At 68.7% G+C, this 15,280-nt stretch carries 13 protein-coding genes; 7 read left to right on the forward strand and 6 right to left on the reverse strand.

The window, feature by feature from the left end; genetic code table 11:
• Positions 1–19 precede the first annotated feature (19 nt).
• Positions 20–598, forward strand: coding sequence for a TadE/TadG family type IV pilus assembly protein (locus ASE02_RS18535; protein ID WP_056736145.1), 579 nt, complete (start codon positions 20–22; stop codon positions 596–598).
• On the forward strand, positions 589–1,104 hold the full coding sequence (locus ASE02_RS18540; RefSeq protein WP_056736147.1) for a TadE/TadG family type IV pilus assembly protein: 516 nt from the start codon (positions 589–591) through the stop codon (positions 1,102–1,104). The genes ASE02_RS18535 and ASE02_RS18540 overlap by 10 nt, the downstream gene beginning before the upstream one ends.
• On the opposite strand, the gene ASE02_RS18545 is transcribed toward ASE02_RS18540, so the two are convergent.
• Genes ASE02_RS18545 through ASE02_RS18555 form a run of 3 tightly spaced genes read right to left on the reverse strand, consistent with a single transcriptional unit; the run spans position 1,101 to position 4,679 of the window.
• Positions 1,101–1,868 (reverse strand): aminotransferase class IV, encoded by a 768-nt coding sequence (locus ASE02_RS18545; protein ID WP_056736148.1) that lies wholly within the window; start codon positions 1,866–1,868, stop codon positions 1,101–1,103. The two genes, ASE02_RS18540 and ASE02_RS18545, sit on opposite strands and share 4 nt — an antisense overlap.
• A complete protein-coding gene (pabB, locus tag ASE02_RS18550; protein WP_056736149.1) occupies positions 1,865–3,205 on the reverse strand; it encodes an aminodeoxychorismate synthase, component I in 1,341 nt (446 codons plus the stop codon). The genes ASE02_RS18545 and pabB overlap by 4 nt, the downstream gene beginning before the upstream one ends.
• Positions 3,206–3,242: 37 nt before the next feature.
• Positions 3,243–4,679, reverse strand: coding sequence for an MFS transporter (locus ASE02_RS18555; protein WP_056736150.1), 1,437 nt, complete (start codon positions 4,677–4,679; stop codon positions 3,243–3,245).
• A 225-nt stretch (positions 4,680–4,904) separates the two neighbouring features.
• Here ASE02_RS18555 and ASE02_RS18560 point away from each other — a divergent pair, with 225 nt between their 5' ends.
• Entirely contained in the window at positions 4,905–6,740 is a 1,836-nt protein-coding gene (locus ASE02_RS18560; protein WP_156406118.1) for an ABC transporter ATP-binding protein, read from the forward strand.
• A 36-nt stretch (positions 6,741–6,776) separates the two neighbouring features.
• Here the strand turns inward: ASE02_RS18560 and ASE02_RS18565 are convergent, their stop codons facing one another.
• The 3 genes from ASE02_RS18565 to ASE02_RS18575 form a co-directional block, all read right to left on the reverse strand.
• Positions 6,777–7,946 (reverse strand): alanine--glyoxylate aminotransferase family protein, encoded by a 1,170-nt coding sequence (locus ASE02_RS18565; RefSeq protein WP_056736151.1) that lies wholly within the window; start codon positions 7,944–7,946, stop codon positions 6,777–6,779.
• A 56-nt stretch (positions 7,947–8,002) separates the two neighbouring features.
• Complete coding sequence (locus tag ASE02_RS18570; RefSeq protein ID WP_056736163.1) at positions 8,003–8,782, reverse strand: tyrosine-protein phosphatase; 780 nt, start codon at positions 8,780–8,782, stop codon at positions 8,003–8,005.
• A 93-nt stretch (positions 8,783–8,875) separates the two neighbouring features.
• Positions 8,876–10,327 carry an AMP nucleosidase gene (locus tag ASE02_RS18575; RefSeq protein WP_056736169.1) on the reverse strand — a complete coding sequence of 484 codons (1,452 nt, stop codon included), beginning with the start codon at positions 10,325–10,327 and terminating at the stop codon, positions 8,876–8,878.
• Between the two features lie 121 nt (positions 10,328–10,448).
• Between ASE02_RS18575 and ASE02_RS18580 the strand changes: the two genes are divergently transcribed.
• The 4 genes from ASE02_RS18580 (at position 10,449) to htpX (ending at position 14,986) form a co-directional block, all read left to right on the forward strand.
• Complete coding sequence (locus ASE02_RS18580; protein WP_056736170.1) at positions 10,449–11,705, forward strand: dicarboxylate/amino acid:cation symporter; 1,257 nt, start codon at positions 10,449–10,451, stop codon at positions 11,703–11,705.
• Positions 11,706–11,793: 88 nt separating this feature from the next.
• Positions 11,794–12,342, forward strand: a complete 549-nt coding sequence (locus ASE02_RS18585; protein WP_056736171.1) for a heme NO-binding domain-containing protein — start codon at positions 11,794–11,796, stop codon at positions 12,340–12,342.
• Between the two features lie 7 nt (positions 12,343–12,349).
• The gene (locus tag ASE02_RS18590) at positions 12,350–13,888 is read left to right on the forward strand and encodes a bifunctional diguanylate cyclase/phosphodiesterase (protein WP_056736172.1); all 1,539 of its coding nucleotides are present in this window, start codon (positions 12,350–12,352) and stop codon (positions 13,886–13,888) included.
• 141 nt (positions 13,889–14,029) lie between these two features.
• On the forward strand, positions 14,030–14,986 hold the full coding sequence (htpX, locus tag ASE02_RS18595; protein WP_056736173.1) for a zinc metalloprotease HtpX: 957 nt from the start codon (positions 14,030–14,032) through the stop codon (positions 14,984–14,986).
• Positions 14,987–15,280 lie beyond the last annotated feature (294 nt).

Below are 15,280 nucleotides of genomic sequence, written 5' to 3' on the forward strand. Positions count from 1 at the left end.
CTTGAAGCTCGGGGACGTCATGCCGCGCCTTGTCGCAACGACCATCGCATTCATCCGTCAGTTCGCCCGCGCCAGCCGCGGCGCGACGGCGGTCGAGTTCGCGTTGATCAGCATTCCCCTGATGCTGCTGATGTTCGGCATCCTGGAACTGGGGCTGATCCTGTTGGTCACCGCCACCCTGGACACCGCCACCGACTTCGCGGCCCGCAACGTCCGGACCGGCGAATTCCAGGAAAACACCGGCGGAACCAAGGACGATTTCGCGAAACTGGTCTGCCGAAACATGTCCTGGCTCAAGGACGACTGCATCGGCAGCATGATCGTCGAGTCCGAGACCTTCAGCACCTTCGCCAATGCGGGCTCGGCCCCACCGGCCAACCCGCAGTCCCCCAACCCGACAACGAACTGCTGGAGCGTGGGCAACCCCGAGGACATCGTCCTGGTGCGCACCTATTTCAAATGGCCGATCTTCACGCCGCTGATGCAGCCGTTCCTGGCGAACGACGGCGCCCATAGCCGCCTGCTGAGTTCGGCTCGGATCTTCCGCAACGAACCCTTCAACGCCACGCTGCAACCCGTAGGCGCCAAATGCACATAGCGCGCTTCCTCCGCGACCGCCGTGGCTCGGCCGCCGTCGAGTTCGCCCTCGTGGTCCCCATCATGCTGGTGCTCTACTACGGCATGGTCGAGGCCACCCAGGCCCTGCTGGTCAATCGCCGGGTGAGCTTCATCGCCACCGGCGTCGGCGACCTGACGACCCAGGCCGCGCAGCTGAGCAAGACCCAGCTCCAGGATATCTTCAAGATCAGCACCGCGGTCATGAAGCCGTTTCCGACCGACACCCTCGCCATCCGCGTGGTCAGCATCGAGACCGACGCCCAAGGCGTTCCGACCGAAAAGTGGCAAGAGGTCAGCAAGGCCTTCCCCTATCCGGTGGACCTGACCACGGTCACCAAGGAACCCAACACCGCGATCATCCGGGCCGAGACCGCCTATACTTTCGTCTCCCCGCTCAAGAAGATCATGCCGAACGCCCTGGTCTTCAGGCACAAGATGGACCTGAAGCCCCGCGCCGGCGTCCCCGTGGTCCGGCTCGACAACTAGCCGACCGCCTCGGCCAGCCGCTCGACCAGGGCGTTGGGGCCAAACATCGTCCCGTCCAGGGTTGAGACCGCCCGCACGCCTATCAGGCTGTTGGTGATGAACATCGCCTCGGCGCCCGTCGGCGTCTCGCGGACCTCCACCGCCTCGACACCGGCCCCGGCCGCCACGGCCAGCACCCGCGCCCGCATCGTGCCGGCCAGCACCCCGCAGTCCAGCGCCGGCGTGAACAGCCGCCCCTCGCGCACCCAAAAGAGGTTGGCCGCCGCCGCGCAGGCCGCCTGCCCCCGCGAGTTCAGCATCAAGGCCTCGTCGGCGCCCTGCCCACGGGCCTCCGCCCGCGCCAGCACGCTGTCTAGATAGGACAGGGTCTTCAGCCGCGCGGCCGGCGATCCCTCGTTGCGCCGCACGCTGCTGGTGATCAGGCAAGCCGGGCCGACCGGCTTCGCCGACGGCGCGGCGGTGGCCAGCAGGCGAACAGCCGGCGCCTCGGGCCGGTCCAGCCCCCGGCCCCCAGACCCCGCCGTCAGGGTCAGCCGCACGGCGGCGCGCGGCGCGGCGATCCTCGCCAAGGCGCTCCGCATCAGCCTCCCGGCGAGATCGGCGTCCAGCGGCGGCAAGCCCAGCACCGCGCAGCCCCCCGCCATCCGATCAAGGTGCGCCGCCAGCCCGACCAGCTCGCCCTCCACCGCCAGCACGGTTTCGAACAGGCCATCGCCCAGCAGCAGGCCCCGGTCGTCCAGCGGAACGCTCTCACCTAAGGTCATGCGCAGGCTCCTTCCAGGGCGCGGGCCAGGGCCGAGATCTTGGCCTCGGTCTCCAGCCGCTCGGCGTGGGGGTCGCTGTCGGCGACGATGCCGGCCCCGGCGCGGGCCTCCAGCGACCAACCGCCCTCGTCCAGGGCGAAGGCCGCCGTGCGGATCAAGACGCTGGAGTCGAGATCACCGTCGAAACCCGCCCAGAACAACGAACCGCAATAGGGGCCGCGCGGCGTCTCGAGGCTGGCGATGGTCTTCATGGCCTGGACCTTCGGCGCGCCGGTGATCGAGCCCGGCGGAAACGCCGCGCGCAGTAGGTCGACCGCGCCCTTCCCCGGCGCCAGTCGCCCGACCACCGTCGACACCAGATGATGGACGTTGGCGAAGCTCTCGACCGCGAACAGCTCCGGCGCCCGCACGCTGCCCGGCGCGCAGACCCGCGCCAGGTCGTTGCGCATCAGGTCGACGATCATCAGGTTCTCGGCCCGATCCTTGTCGCTGGCCAGCAGTTCGGCCGCCAGGGCCACGTCCTCGCCTGGCGTACGCCCCCGAGGACGCGTGCCCTTGATCGGCCGGGTCTCCACGGCGCCGCCGCGCACCGCGACGAACCGCTCGGGCGAATTGGACACCAGCGCCAGGCCCGGCAGGCGCAGATAGGCCGCGAACGGCGCGGCGCTCTGGCCGACCAGCCGCGCGAAGACGTCGAACGGGCGCGCGTCGCCGGCCAGCCGCCCGGTCCAGGCGCGGGCGATATTGGCCTGGAAGATCTCGCCGGCATGGATCCGCTCGACCACCTGGGCGACCGCCGCCTCGTAGGCGGCCGCGTCGCTGTTGATCAGCCCATCGGTCAGCGCGCCGCGTCGCGGGGCCTGCGGGATCGCGTCCAGCCAGGACAGCGCGGCGCGGGCGCGGGCCAACGCCGCGCCCTCGTCGGCTCCCCGGCCGATGGCGACGATCGCCTGCGCCTCCCGGTCGAAGGCCAGCACCGAGAGATAGCGGGCGGCGGCCAGGTCCGGCCAAGCCGCCTGCCGCGCCAGGCCCAGCGGCTCGACCCAATCGGCGAATTCATAGCTGGCCAGGCCGACCACACCGCCCTGGAACGGCGGCCCGCCGGCCAGGCCCGGCGAGGACGGACCCAGCAGCTCGCTCAGGGCGGCGAAGGGATCGCGCCGCGCGCCCGCCCGAACCATGAGCGTCGCGTCGGGATCGCGGGCCAGATAGGACCAGCGGCCCGGCTCGCCCGGCGCGCCGGACACCAGGCCCAGGGCCCAGGGCTCCTCGGCATAGGCCGATAGGACCTCCGCCGGCTCGCGCCATTCGGCCGTAAGCTGCGCCACGCATCGCATGGCCTTGGCCTTAGCTCCGGGGGGCCTTCAGGGGAAGTCAGACTCGGCGGTCGCCGCCGCGCACGAACAACAGACCGACGAAGCCGATGGCCAGCAGGACGATGATCATCGCAAACCCTCCCTGCTGGCTCTTGAAGATATTGGTGCCCAGATTGACCAGGAACGAGCCCAGCCAGATCGTCGCCGTGCCCGACAGCGCATAGACTCCGAAGAAGGCGCCGGTCTGCTCGGGCGGGGTCAGGCGCACCAGCAGGGTGCGGCTGGACGCATAGTGGGCGGTGATGAAGACCGCGTTGGAGAACCCGATCAGCAGATAGATCCACTCCGGCAGGGTCGTGAAGAACGGCCCGTTCCACAGCGGCGCGTGCGCGCTGGGGTCATAGGCCCAGAAGTAGAGGATCTGCTCCGGCCCCATGCCGATGATGGCGATGACGCCAATCAGCGACATGAAGATCTCCACCTGGACCGCGCGGCGCGGACCAAGCCCGGCGTCCAGCCAGCGCCCGACAAACCCGCCCAGCACCGCCAGCACGGTCAGGATGATGCCGTACATCAGCATCTCCAGCGCGCCCCACTTCATCACCCCGCTGGCGTAGATCCCGCCGTAGATCAGGATGGCGGTCATGCCGTCGACATAGAACATCCGGCTGATCAGGAAGGTCGCGGCGTCCTTGTAGGCTTTCATCCCCCAGATCATGCGCCAGAGGTCGCGCGCGCCCTCGGCCAGGGCGCGGTGGATCGGGACTCCGGTCGGCTTGGCGTCCGGCGTGAACAGGAACAGCGGAATGGCGCCCAGCGCGAAGGTGATCGCCGCCATCGGCGCCACGATGCGCTCGGGCTCGTGCTGGATGCGGTCGAGCCCGAACAGCGGCGCGTCGGGCGTGAACGGCAGGCCGCTGCCCGCCAGGGCGAAGGCCCAGGCCGTGAAGCCAAGCGTCAGCAGGGCGAAGGCGTTGCCCAGCGCCAAGGCCAGGCCCGAGGCCTTGTGCGCCGCCGCCAGGCCCGCCGCGCGCACCAGCAGCGAATTGTGCAGCACCTCGGAATAGGTGAACAGGATGCCGATCAGGGTGGTCAGCAGCATGACCATGCCCACCGACATCCCCGAGCCGTCGGGCTTGGCCCACCACAGCGACCACATCATCGGGATCATCAGCATGGTGGCCAGCGCCAGCCAGGTCTTGCGCCGCCCCAGCCGGTCGATGGACGCGCCGAGGAAGGGCGCCGTGGCCATGATCACCCAGCCGGAATACTGGCTCCACCGGGAGATGATCTCCTGCCCCTTCACCGGGTCGCCGACCATGGTGGCGGCCACGTAGGGCATGAAGATGTAGATGGTGATCAGGATCACATAGGGGATCCGAGCCCCCTCGAAGACCGCCCAGGCGACCGCGCCGCGCGACAAGCGGCCATCGCCGATGAGATCGGCGGCGACCGGCAGGCCGGCGCCCGATCCGCTGGCTTCAACTGTACTCAAGGCGGTCTCCCAGATGACCGCTCACGCCGGCGGACTTGAGCGCAGGTTACGCCTCGCCGGGGGATTAGAAATCGAAAAGGCGCCAGCGTCGGCATAACGACGTTGTCGAACCGAGTCCCTGGCCGCATAGTCGCGCCATCGGCATCGGCCGACGCAAGGAGAGTGAAATGAGAACGTTCGTGTCCAGCCAGAAAGGAAAATCCTCGCAACAGGACATGAAGGTTCATGCAATCACGAACTCCGGGGGCGCTGGCGCAAGCAGACGCGCCGCATAACCCCCTCACCCAACGGCCGTCGCGTACGGCCCGTCTCGACGCCCAGGCCCGCGCCCGGGCGCTGAAGTTCCTATCCTACTATCGACCGCACATTCCGCTGCTCCTGGCGGACTTGGCCTGTGCAGTGCTCGTCTCGGCGACGGCGCTGTTCCTGCCGCTGTGCGCCAACTACGTGACCAGACAGCTCGGCGCGGTGGATGGCGCGCCCGCGGCGCTGAACCAGATCTACGCCATTGGCGGGGTCATGCTGGGCCTGCTGGCGGTGCAGGTGCTGGCCACGCTGTTCGTCGACTATCAAGGCCATGTGATGGGCGCGAAGATGGAAAGCGCCCTGCGCCAGGAGCTGTTCGAGCACTGTCAGACCCTGCCCTTCCGGTTCTACGACCAGCACCGGGTCGGGCAGTTGATGAGCCGGATCACCAACGACCTGTTCGCGTTGGGCGAGCTCTATCACCACGGCCCCGAAGACCTCGCGATCGCGGTGCTCAAGTTCGCCGGGGCGATCGCCATCCTGGCCTATCTGGACGTGCCGCTGACCCTGATGATCCTCGCCGTCGTGCCGTTCGCGGTCATGCACGCCCTGCACTTCAACGGCCGGATGAACCTGGCCCTGAAACGCTCCAAGCAGCAGATCGGGGCGATCAACGAACGGGTCGAGGACTCGCTGGCCGGCATCCGGGTGGTGAAGTCCTTCGCCAACGAGAACGTCGAGAACCGGCGCTTCGAGGCCGAGAACCTGAAGTTCCTCGACACCCGGCGGGCCGGTTACAAGAGCGAGGCCTACTTCTCGGTCGGGACCACGACCTTCGCCCAGTTGATCACCGTGGTGGTCATCGTCGCCGGCGCGATCCGGGTGCAGCAGGCCCAACTCAGCGTCGCTGACATGCTGACCTTCCTGCTCTGCGTGGCGGTGCTGATCGACCCTGTCCAGCGGCTGGCGAACTTCGTGCGGCTCTGGCAGCAGGGCTATACTGGGTTCACGCGGATGGTGGAGATCATGGAGACCGCGCCGGAGGTCGCCGACCGGCAAGGCGCCATCGCCCTGGTCCGGCCGCGCGGCGCCATCGCGTTCCGGGAGGTCAGCTTCCGCTACGAGGAGGACGGCCCGCACGTGCTGCGCAACGTCTCGCTCGACGTCCGCCCCGGGGAGTTCGTGGCCCTGGTCGGGACCTCGGGGGTCGGCAAGACGACGCTGTGCTCGCTGATCCCGCGGTTCTACGAGCCGAGCGCCGGGGCGATCCTCATCGACGGGATCGACGTGCGCGACCTGACGCTAAGCTCGCTTCGGCGCAACGTCGCGGTCGTGCAGCAGGACGTCTACCTGTTCGCCGGCAGCGTCGCCGAGAACCTGCGCTACGGGCGGCCTGACGCCAGCGACGATGAGATCGTCGAAGCCGCCAAGCGGGCCAACGCCCATGACTTCATCATGGCGCTGCCGAACGGCTACGACACCGACATCGGGCAGCGCGGGGTGAAGCTCTCGGGCGGTCAGAAACAGCGCCTGACCATCGCCCGCGCGTTCCTGAAGGACGCGCCGATCCTGATCTTCGACGAAGCGACCAGCGCCCTCGACAACGAGAGCGAGAAGGCCGTGCAACTGGCGCTGGGCGCCCTGGCCCGGAACCGCACGACCCTGGTCATCGCCCACCGGCTGTCGACGGTCCGGAACGCCGACCGCATCCTGGTGCTGACCGACCAGGGCGTGGCCGAGCAGGGCAGCCACGAGGAGCTGATCGCCGCCGGCGGGGCCTATGAACGGCTCTACCGGATGCAGGCCAGCATCTAAGTTCTTTCCTCCCCTGCGAAGCGGGGGAGGAAAAAGTTAGGCCAGCTTGGCTTCCGCCGCCGCCTGGGCGGCCTTGCCGTCGGCCTTGAAGCCCTGCGCTTCGAGGGCCTCGGCCAGGGCGTTCAGGCACAGGCGCACGTGCCAGGGGGTGGCCGAGGCGCCCATCAGCCCGATGCGCCAAACCTTGCCCTTCAGCGGCCCAAGGCCCGCGCCGATTTCCAGGTCCCACTTGGCCAGCACGAAGCTGCGCACCGCCGCCTCGTCGACGCCATCTGGCACCATCACCGTGTTGAGCTGCGGCAGGCGGTCCTTCTCGGCGACCAGGAACGACAGGCCCATCGCCTCGACCCCGGCGGCCAGCGCCTCGTGGGTGCGGGCGTGGCGCACCTGCACCGCCTGCTGACCTTCTTCGAACAGCGCCACCAGGCTTTCGTGCAGGCCGTAGAGCGCGTTGATCGGCGCGGTGTGGTGATAGGTCCGGCCGCCGTCGCCGCCCCAGTAGCTCATCAGCAGATTGAAATCGCAGAGCCAGTTGCGGACCTTGGTCTTACGGCCGCTGATCGCCGCCTGCGCGCGCTTCGACAGCGCGATGGGCGACAGGCCCGGAGGCGCCGATAGACACTTCTGGGTGCCGGAATAGACGGCGTCGGCGTCCCAGGCCGCCACGTCCACGGTGATGCCGCCCAGCGAGGTGACGCAGTCGACGATGGAGAGCGCGCCGTACTTGCGGGCCAGGCCGCAGAGCGTAGCGGCGTCGCTGCGCACGCCGGTCGAGGTCTCGGCGTGGACGAAGGCGAAGACCTTGGCGGGCGCGGCCTTCAAAGCCTCCTCGACCACCGCCGGGTCGACCGGCTTGCCCCATTCGAAGTCCAGGGTCACGACCTCGGCGCCGGCCCGGTCGGCCATGTCGGCCATGCGGCCGCCGAACGCGCCGTTGATGGCGATCACCGCCCGGTCGCCCGGCTCCAGCAGGTTCATGATCGCCGCTTCCATGCCGGCCGTTCCGGGCGCCGGCAGCGGCACACAGGCATGGTCGGGAGCGTTGAACAGCCGGGCCAGCGCGCCCTTGATCTCTTCCATCAGGTTCTGGAACTCAGGGTCCAGGTGGCCGATGGTCGGGCGGGCGAGAGCCGCCAGCACGCGGGGGCTGACGTCGGAGGGGCCAGGCCCCATCAGGATGCGCCGCGGCGGTTGGAAGCTCTGCATGGTCGTCCCCTACTCAGATCTTGGCGGGGGACGATTAGGGTATGGCGCGGCTGATGTCAGCCGAGGATGCGCGCCTCGATCCGGCTGCGCAGCTTGGAATCGACCCCCAGGACCTCCTCCAGATAGCGATCGACCGAGCCGTGGCTTTCGTCGATGGCGGCGAAGGCTTCGGCCAGGAAGGCTTCGTTGACGCTGACCGCCTGGCGCAGCGCCGCGTCGTTCACCGTGATCCCGGTCAGGTCGCGAATCCACGGGCCGAGGAAGGCGGTCTTCTTCTCCAGCTTGGTCTCGTCGTTGGTCGCCAGATAGTCGGCCAGGGTGTCGTCGCGGTGGACCCCGGCGATATGGTGAGTGATGGCGCAGATCATGCCCGTGCGGTCCTTGCCCGCCGCGCAGTGGACCACCACCGCCCCGTCGGTCTCGCCCAGGGCGTGGAGGTAGCGGCTGAACAGATCGACGATCCGCTCGGCGTGCGGCGCGTTGCGGTAGAATTCCAGGCTGTCGCGGAAGAACCAGTCGGCGTTGATGTCGCCGGCCGCCTTCAGGGCGTCGGCCCAGTCGAGTTCTGGACCGTCGATATCGTTCTCGATGACCTGGCCCGCGAAACCTTCCCACCGCTTCGACGGCTCGCGATCACGCTCGCGACGGCGGCGCAGGTCGACGATGACCTGGACGTCCAGGTCGCGCAGGGTCTGCAGGTCCCGCTCGGTCGCATAGGCGTGGTTGGCCGAGCGGAACAACCGCCCCGCCTTCAGGCCACGCCCGCATTGGGTGCCGTAACCGCCGAAGTCGCGGAAGTTCTCGATGCCTTCGAGTTCGATATGCCGTGCGCTCATGACCGCCGATTTAACGATTCCGGCGGCCGATGGCGAGCCGCCACCGCCGTTCCAGCCCTCGAAATTTCCGCGACCTGCTGACGCGCCGCCGCCTTAGCGGAACGGCGGCTCGTCGAAGCTGCGCAGCTTGCGCGAGTGCAGCCTGGGGCCTTCGTTCCGCAGCAGGTCCATGGTGGCGATGCCGATCTGCAGGTGCTGGCCGATCGCCCGCTCATAGAAGGCGTTGGCCTGGCCCGGCAGCTTGATCTCGCCGTGCAGGGGCTTGTCCGACACGCAGAGCAGCGTCCCGTACGGCACCCGGAACCGATAACCCTGGGCGGCGATGGTGGCGCTCTCCATGTCGATGGCCACGGCGCGGGACTGGTTGAACCGCAGCGAGCTGGACGAGAAGCGAAGCTCCCAGTTGCGGTCGTCGGTGGTGACCACCGTGCCGGTCCGCAGGCGGCGCTTGAGCATCTCGCCCGTCTCGCCGGTCACCGCCTCGGCGGCGCGGCCCATGGCGACCTGGATCTCGGCGATCGGCGGGATCGGGATCTCCGGCGGCAGGACGTCGTCCAGCACGTGGTCGTCGCGCAGATAGGCGTGGGCCAGCACATAGTCGCCGATGGTCTGCGAGCCGCGCAGGCCCCCGCAGTGACCGATCATCAGCCAGGCCTGCGGACGCAGCACCGCCAGGTGGTCGGTGATGGTCTTGGCGTTCGACGGCCCGACCCCGATATTGACCAGGGTGATGCCGCGGCGGCCTTCGGCCATCAGGTGGTAGGCCGGCATCTGGTGGCGCCGCCAGGCTCCGTCGGCGATCACCTGCTCGGGGTTTTCGGTCTCGGCGGTCACGACCACCCGGCCGGCGGCCGACAGCGCCGTATAGGGCCCGCCGGCCTTCAGCTGCTCGCAGCCCCAGCGCACGAACTCGTCCACATAGCGGTGGTAGTTGGTGAACAGGATGTACTGCTGGACGTGCTCGGCGGGGGCGCCGGTGTAGTGGGTCAGCCGCGCCAGGGAGAAGTCGGTGCGCAGGCCGTCGAACAGGGCGAGCGGCCGCGACGGCTCCAGGCTGGCGTTCCAGAACCCGTCGGCGATCTCATCACCAATATGTGCGAGCTCGGTGGTCGGGAAATGCCGGGCGATCTCGGCCGAGCTGATGTCGGCCATGGCCAGATCCACCGCGCCGTCCAGCACGTAGGGGAACGGCATCTCCTGGCGCGAGCGCCCGACCTCGATGGTGACGTCGAAATCGGCCGCCAGCAGGCTGATCTGCTCGGTCAAATAGTCGCGGTAGAGATCGGGCCTGGTCACCGTGACGGCGTAGTGGCCGGGCTGCGACAGACGGGCATAGGCCCGGCTCAGCCTGGGGAAATCGTGGCCGGGCGGCCAGGTCAGGCGCAGCTCCGGATAGGCGAAGATTCCCTCGGCCCGCTGGGCGGGGTCAGGCGGCGCGCCGCCCGCCAGGAAGGTCTTCAGCGCGCCGCGCAGCGCTTCGACGGTGTTTTGATATTCGGTGTTGAGCCGCTCTACGATGGCGGTGGCGTTGTTTTCGTTGAACATGGGTCAGTTTAGCCTGCTCTTGTGCAGGTTGCGAGACACCTCTGCCTCACTTTCGCTCCGCTATGGACGAAAGGCCCCATTCTCGGCCACAAGGTCGCCTCTAAGCCTCGGGGGTCACACCATGAATAAGATTTTCACCGCCTTCATCGTGGGCGCCATGGTGCTCGGGGTGCTGGTCGGATGGGGGGTGAACCACTTCCTCACGCCCGAGCAGGCCAAGGGGGTCGCCGAAAACCTCACCATCGTCACCGACGTCTTCCTGCGACTGATTAAGATGATTATCGCCCCGCTGGTGTTCTCCACCCTGGTGGCCGGCATCGCCCACATGGAGGACGCCGCCTCCATCGGCCGGGTCGGGATCAAGACGATGGGCTGGTTCATCAGCGCCTCGATCGTCTCGCTGCTGATCGGCCTGTTCATGGTCCACCTGATCCATCCCGGCGCCGGGATGGGCCTGGTGCAGGACCCCTCCACCATCGCCGGCGCGGTCGACGCGACCAAGCTGACCCTCAAGGAGTTCGTCACCCACCTGGTGCCGAAATCCATCGTTGAGGCGATGGCCAACAACGAGATCCTGCAGATCGTGGTCTTCTCGATCTTCGTCGGCACCGCGGTTTCATCGCTCGACGACAAGGCCCCGGCCGTCACGGCCCTGGTCGACCAGATCGCCTCCATCATGCTCAAGGTGACCGGCTACGTCATGAAGACGGCGCCGCTGGCTATCTTCGCCGCGCTGGCCGCGACGGTGGCGACGCAGGGGCTGAGCGTCCTGGCGGATTATGCGAAATTTGTGCTGGGCTTCTACGCCTCGCTGGGCGTGCTCTGGGCGCTGCTGTCGGCCCTGCTGATCCTGATCGTCGGCAAGCGGGCGATCAACCTGCTGCGCGCGGTGCGCCAGCCCGCCCTGCTGGCCTTCGCCACCGCCTCGTCGGAAGCCGCCTACCCGCGCACCCTGGAAGAGCTGCAGAAGTTTGGCCTGTCGCGCCGGATCTCCAGCTTCGTCCTGCCGCTGGGCTACTCGTTCAACCTCGACGGCTCGATGATGTACTGCACCTTCGCGGTGCTGTTCATCGCCCAGGCCTACGGCATCGAGATGTCGATCGGCCAGCAGATCACCATGCTGCTGCTGCTGATGGTCACCTCCAAGGGCATGGCCGGCGTGCCGCGCGCCTCGCTGGTCGTCATCGCCGCCACCCTGGCCTATTTCGACCTGCCGGAAGCGGGCCTGCTGCTGATCCTCGGCGTCGACCACCTGCTGGACATGGGCCGCTCGGCCACCAACGTGCTCGGCAACTCGGTGGCCGCCGCGGTGGTCGCCAAGTGGGAGGGCCAGATCGAGGAGCCCACCGAGGACGGGGCGAGCCCCAAGCCCGCCTGACGTATTTTACGTAACCGCGTTAACGGACGATTCCGGCCTCATGCGGCATATCCCCGCGCAGCACAGAGCAGCGCGGGAGCAGACGACGATGAAGGGCCTAGTCTTTACGGAGTTCCTTGAGTTCGTCGAAACCCAGATGGGCGCCGACATGGTCGACGCCATCATCGACGACTGCGAGCTGTCGACCGGCGGGGCCTACACCGCCGTCGGCACCTATCCGTTCTCCGAACTGCGCGACCTGCTGCTGGCGGTGGTGAAGCGCTCGGGCGCCGAGCCCGGCGACCTGCTCCGCGCCTTCGGCCACAAGCTCTGCAGCACCTTCGCCTCGGGCTATGGCCAGTATTTCGACTCGGCCGGATCGCTGTTCCAGCTGCTGGCCTCGATCGACGACCACATCCATGTGGAAGTGCGCAAACTCTATCCCGACGCCGAGCTGCCCTCGATGCGGATCGCCGGCCGCTCGTCCGACCAAATGCTGCTCGACTATCGCTCCGAGCGCGGGCTCGAAGCCCTGGCCGAGGGCCTGATCGAAGCCACCTCGAACTATTACCGCGAGCCGGTCACCGTCTCGACAACCCAGATGAGCGACGCCGACGGCGAGTTCGTGCGCTTCACCATCGACCGCAAGGCGGCCTAAGCCGCCCGTGGACCAGCCTGCTGAACATATCGACGCCGCCGTCGCGGCGCGGCGGATCGAACGCGAACGGCGCGCCCGGCGCGAGGCCGAGGCGCTGCTCGAATCCAAGGCCCTGGAGCTGTTCCAGGCCAGCCAGGACCTACGCCAGGTCTCCGAGGCGCTGGCCGGACGGGTCGACGAGCTGGAGGCCGAACGGGCCCTGACCCTGCACCTGGCCCGCACCGACGGCCTGACGGGACTGCTGAACCGAGGCGCCTTCACCGCCGCCCTGATCAACCGACTGGAAGCGGCCGAGCGGTCCGGCGAGGCCGTGGCCCTGTTCGTCATCGACCTGGACCGCTTCAAGCACCTGAACGACAGCCTGGGCCACCACGCCGGCGACCAGCTGCTGAACGAGATCGGCCGCCGCCTGCGGGCCGGCGCCCTGGACGGCGACGTGGTCTCGCGCCTCGGCGGCGACGAGTTCGCGGTGATCGCCAGCGGCGAGGGCTTGCGCAAGCGCGCCCAGGCCCTAACCCAGCTGCTGACCCAGACCCACACCATCTATGGCCGGGCCATCGCGCCGGGCGCCTCGATCGGGGTGGCGGTGTTCCCCACCGACGCCACCGACGCCACCGACCTGCAACGCTTCGCCGACATGGCGCTGTACCGGGCCAAGGCGGCCGGCGGCAGCCGCTGGTCGGCCTTCGACGACGAACTGCGCCAGGCCAGCGCCGCCCGCCACAGCCTGGAGACCGAACTGCGCCGCGCCATCCCGGCCGGCGACATCGTCCCCTGGTTCCAGCCGGTGGTGGACGCCAGCGACGGGCGGATCACCGCCGTCGAGGTGCTGGCCCGCTGGAACCACGCCGAGCGCGGCATGATCCCGCCGGGGGTGTTCGTGCCGCTGGCCGAGGAGCTGGACCTGATCGCCGAGCTGGACGGCGCGCTGTTCCAGACCGCCTGCCAGCGCGCCGCGCCGTGGGTGGCCGAGGGGCTGATCGACACCGTCTCGTGCAACGTCTCGCAGCGCGAACTGCTGGACCCGTCGTTCTCGCGCAACCTGATGCGCCGGCTGGCCGACACCGACCTGCCGGCCACCGCCCTGACCGTCGAGATCACCGAGACCTTCCTGGTGCACGACCTGTCGATGGCGCGCCGGCACATCGAGCGCCTGGCCTCACGCGGGGTGCGGATCGCGCTCGACGACTTCGGCACCGGCTATTCGAACCTGCGCGCCCTGCTGCAACTGCCGATCCATACGGTGAAGCTGGACCAGTCGCTGATCGGCGGGGTGGGGCGCGACCCGCGCGTCTCCAAGCTGGTCCGCGCCATGCTGGGCGCCGCCAAGTCGCTGGACGCCCGCATCGTCGCCGAAGGCGTCGAGGACGAGGCGCAGGCGATCTTCCTGCGCGCAGCCGGCTGCGACCGCATGCAGGGCTATCTGTTCGCCCGCCCGATGCCCGCCGACGACGTCGAGGCGCTGATGCGCAGCCAGGCGGCCGGCGCCGAAGCGCCCACCGACCGGATCATGGCCGCGGCGGCGACGCTGCGGGTCGGGCGGTAGGGGTTCTCCTCTCCTCAGATCCTCCCCCGCTGGGGGAGGTGGCGCGCGGCACGCGCGACGGAGGGGGCTTGCTGANAGCATCTAGAGAGGAGGGGGTCTCCGGCTTGCGCAAGGCCCCTCCTCGCCCCCATATCGAGCGCCATGCACAATCATCTTCGCACCTTCATGTTGCTGGCGGGCCTGACCGCCCTGTTCGTCGGCATCGGCTATCTGATCGGCGGGCCGACCGGCATGGCCATCGCGCTGGCGCTCGGCGTGGGGATGAACTTCTTCAGCTACTGGAACTCCGACAAGATCGTGCTGCGCATGTACGGCGCGCGCGAGGTCGATCCGGGAACCACCGACCCGGTCCTGCGCAACTATGTCAGCGACGTCTTCGAGATGTCGGACCGCGCCGGGATGCCGCGCCCGAAGGTCTATGTGATGGAGACCGAGCAGCCGAACGCCTTCGCCACCGGCCGCAACCCGGAGAACGCCGCCGTGGCCGCCACCATGGGCCTGCTGCGGATGCTGGACCGGCGCGAGATCCGCGGGGTGATGGCCCACGAGCTGGCGCACGTGAAGAACCACGACACCCTGACCATGACCATCACCGCGACCCTGGCCGGGGCGATCTCGTCGCTGGCCAATTTCGCGCTGTTCTTCGGCGGCAACGACCGCGAGCGGCCGGGCGGGATCATCGGGACCATCGCCCTGATGGTGCTGGCCCCGATGGCCGCGGCCCTGGTGCAGATGGCGATCAGCCGTGGCCGCGAATACGAGGCCGACAAGGGCGGGGCCGAGATCAGCGGCGATCCCCAGGCCCTGGCCAGCGCCCTGCAGAAGATCGAGGCCTACGCCCACGGCATCACCAATGTGACCGCCGAGCGCAATCCGGCCACCGGGCAGATGTTCATCATCAACCCGCTGAACGGCCATGGCGCCGACAACCTGTTCTCGACCCACCCGGCGACCGCCAACCGGGTCGCGGCGCTGATGAAGCTGACCGGCCGCGCCGCGCCGCCGCCCAGTTCGCCGATCGTGACGGGCGGACGTCGCTCGGCCACGGCGGTGCCGACCACCTCGGCGGCGCCCAAGCGCGGGCCGTGGAACAGCTGATCTCCGCTCCCCTGGGGAGAGGTCGGGTGAGGGGTCCTTCGACCCTCGCCGCTTTTGATGATCGATGGTCCGTAGAGCGCCGCTGCGCGGCGCCCCCTCACCTAGCCTCTCCCGAGGGAGAGGGATGGTCGGCGCTGGTTCGCGCGGCCGTGGAACATCTCCCCTTTCCTCCCCCATCCTGATGGGGGAGGAAAGACGACGGCTCATTCCTCAGATCCTCCCCCGCTGGGGGAGGTGGCGCGCGTCAGCGCGACGGAGGGGGCTTGCTGAGCGAGTCAAAGTCCCCCCCCCCCC

This window comes from Phenylobacterium sp. Root700 (assembly GCF_001429025.1).
Classification (GTDB): domain Bacteria; phylum Pseudomonadota; class Alphaproteobacteria; order Caulobacterales; family Caulobacteraceae; genus Phenylobacterium.

Coding starts and splice junctions, on each gene's coding strand:
- ASE02_RS18535 (WP_056736145.1), top strand. CDS start 20: ATGCCGCGCCTTGTCGCAACGACCATCGCATTCATCCGTCAGTTCGCC.
- ASE02_RS18540 (WP_056736147.1), top strand. CDS start 589: ATGCACATAGCGCGCTTCCTCCGCGACCGCCGTGGCTCGGCCGCCGTC.
- ASE02_RS18545 (WP_056736148.1), bottom strand. CDS start 1,868: ATGACCTTAGGTGAGAGCGTTCCGCTGGACGACCGGGGCCTGCTGCTG.
- pabB (WP_056736149.1), bottom strand. CDS start 3,205: ATGCGATGCGTGGCGCAGCTTACGGCCGAATGGCGCGAGCCGGCGGAG.
- ASE02_RS18560 (WP_156406118.1), top strand. CDS start 4,905: ATGCAATCACGAACTCCGGGGGCGCTGGCGCAAGCAGACGCGCCGCAT.
- ASE02_RS18565 (WP_056736151.1), bottom strand. CDS start 7,946: ATGCAGAGCTTCCAACCGCCGCGGCGCATCCTGATGGGGCCTGGCCCC.
- ASE02_RS18570 (WP_056736163.1), bottom strand. CDS start 8,782: ATGAGCGCACGGCATATCGAACTCGAAGGCATCGAGAACTTCCGCGAC.
- ASE02_RS18575 (WP_056736169.1), bottom strand. CDS start 10,327: ATGTTCAACGAAAACAACGCCACCGCCATCGTAGAGCGGCTCAACACC.
- ASE02_RS18580 (WP_056736170.1), top strand. CDS start 10,449: ATGAATAAGATTTTCACCGCCTTCATCGTGGGCGCCATGGTGCTCGGG.
- ASE02_RS18585 (WP_056736171.1), top strand. CDS start 11,794: ATGAAGGGCCTAGTCTTTACGGAGTTCCTTGAGTTCGTCGAAACCCAG.
- htpX (WP_056736173.1), top strand. CDS start 14,030: ATGCACAATCATCTTCGCACCTTCATGTTGCTGGCGGGCCTGACCGCC.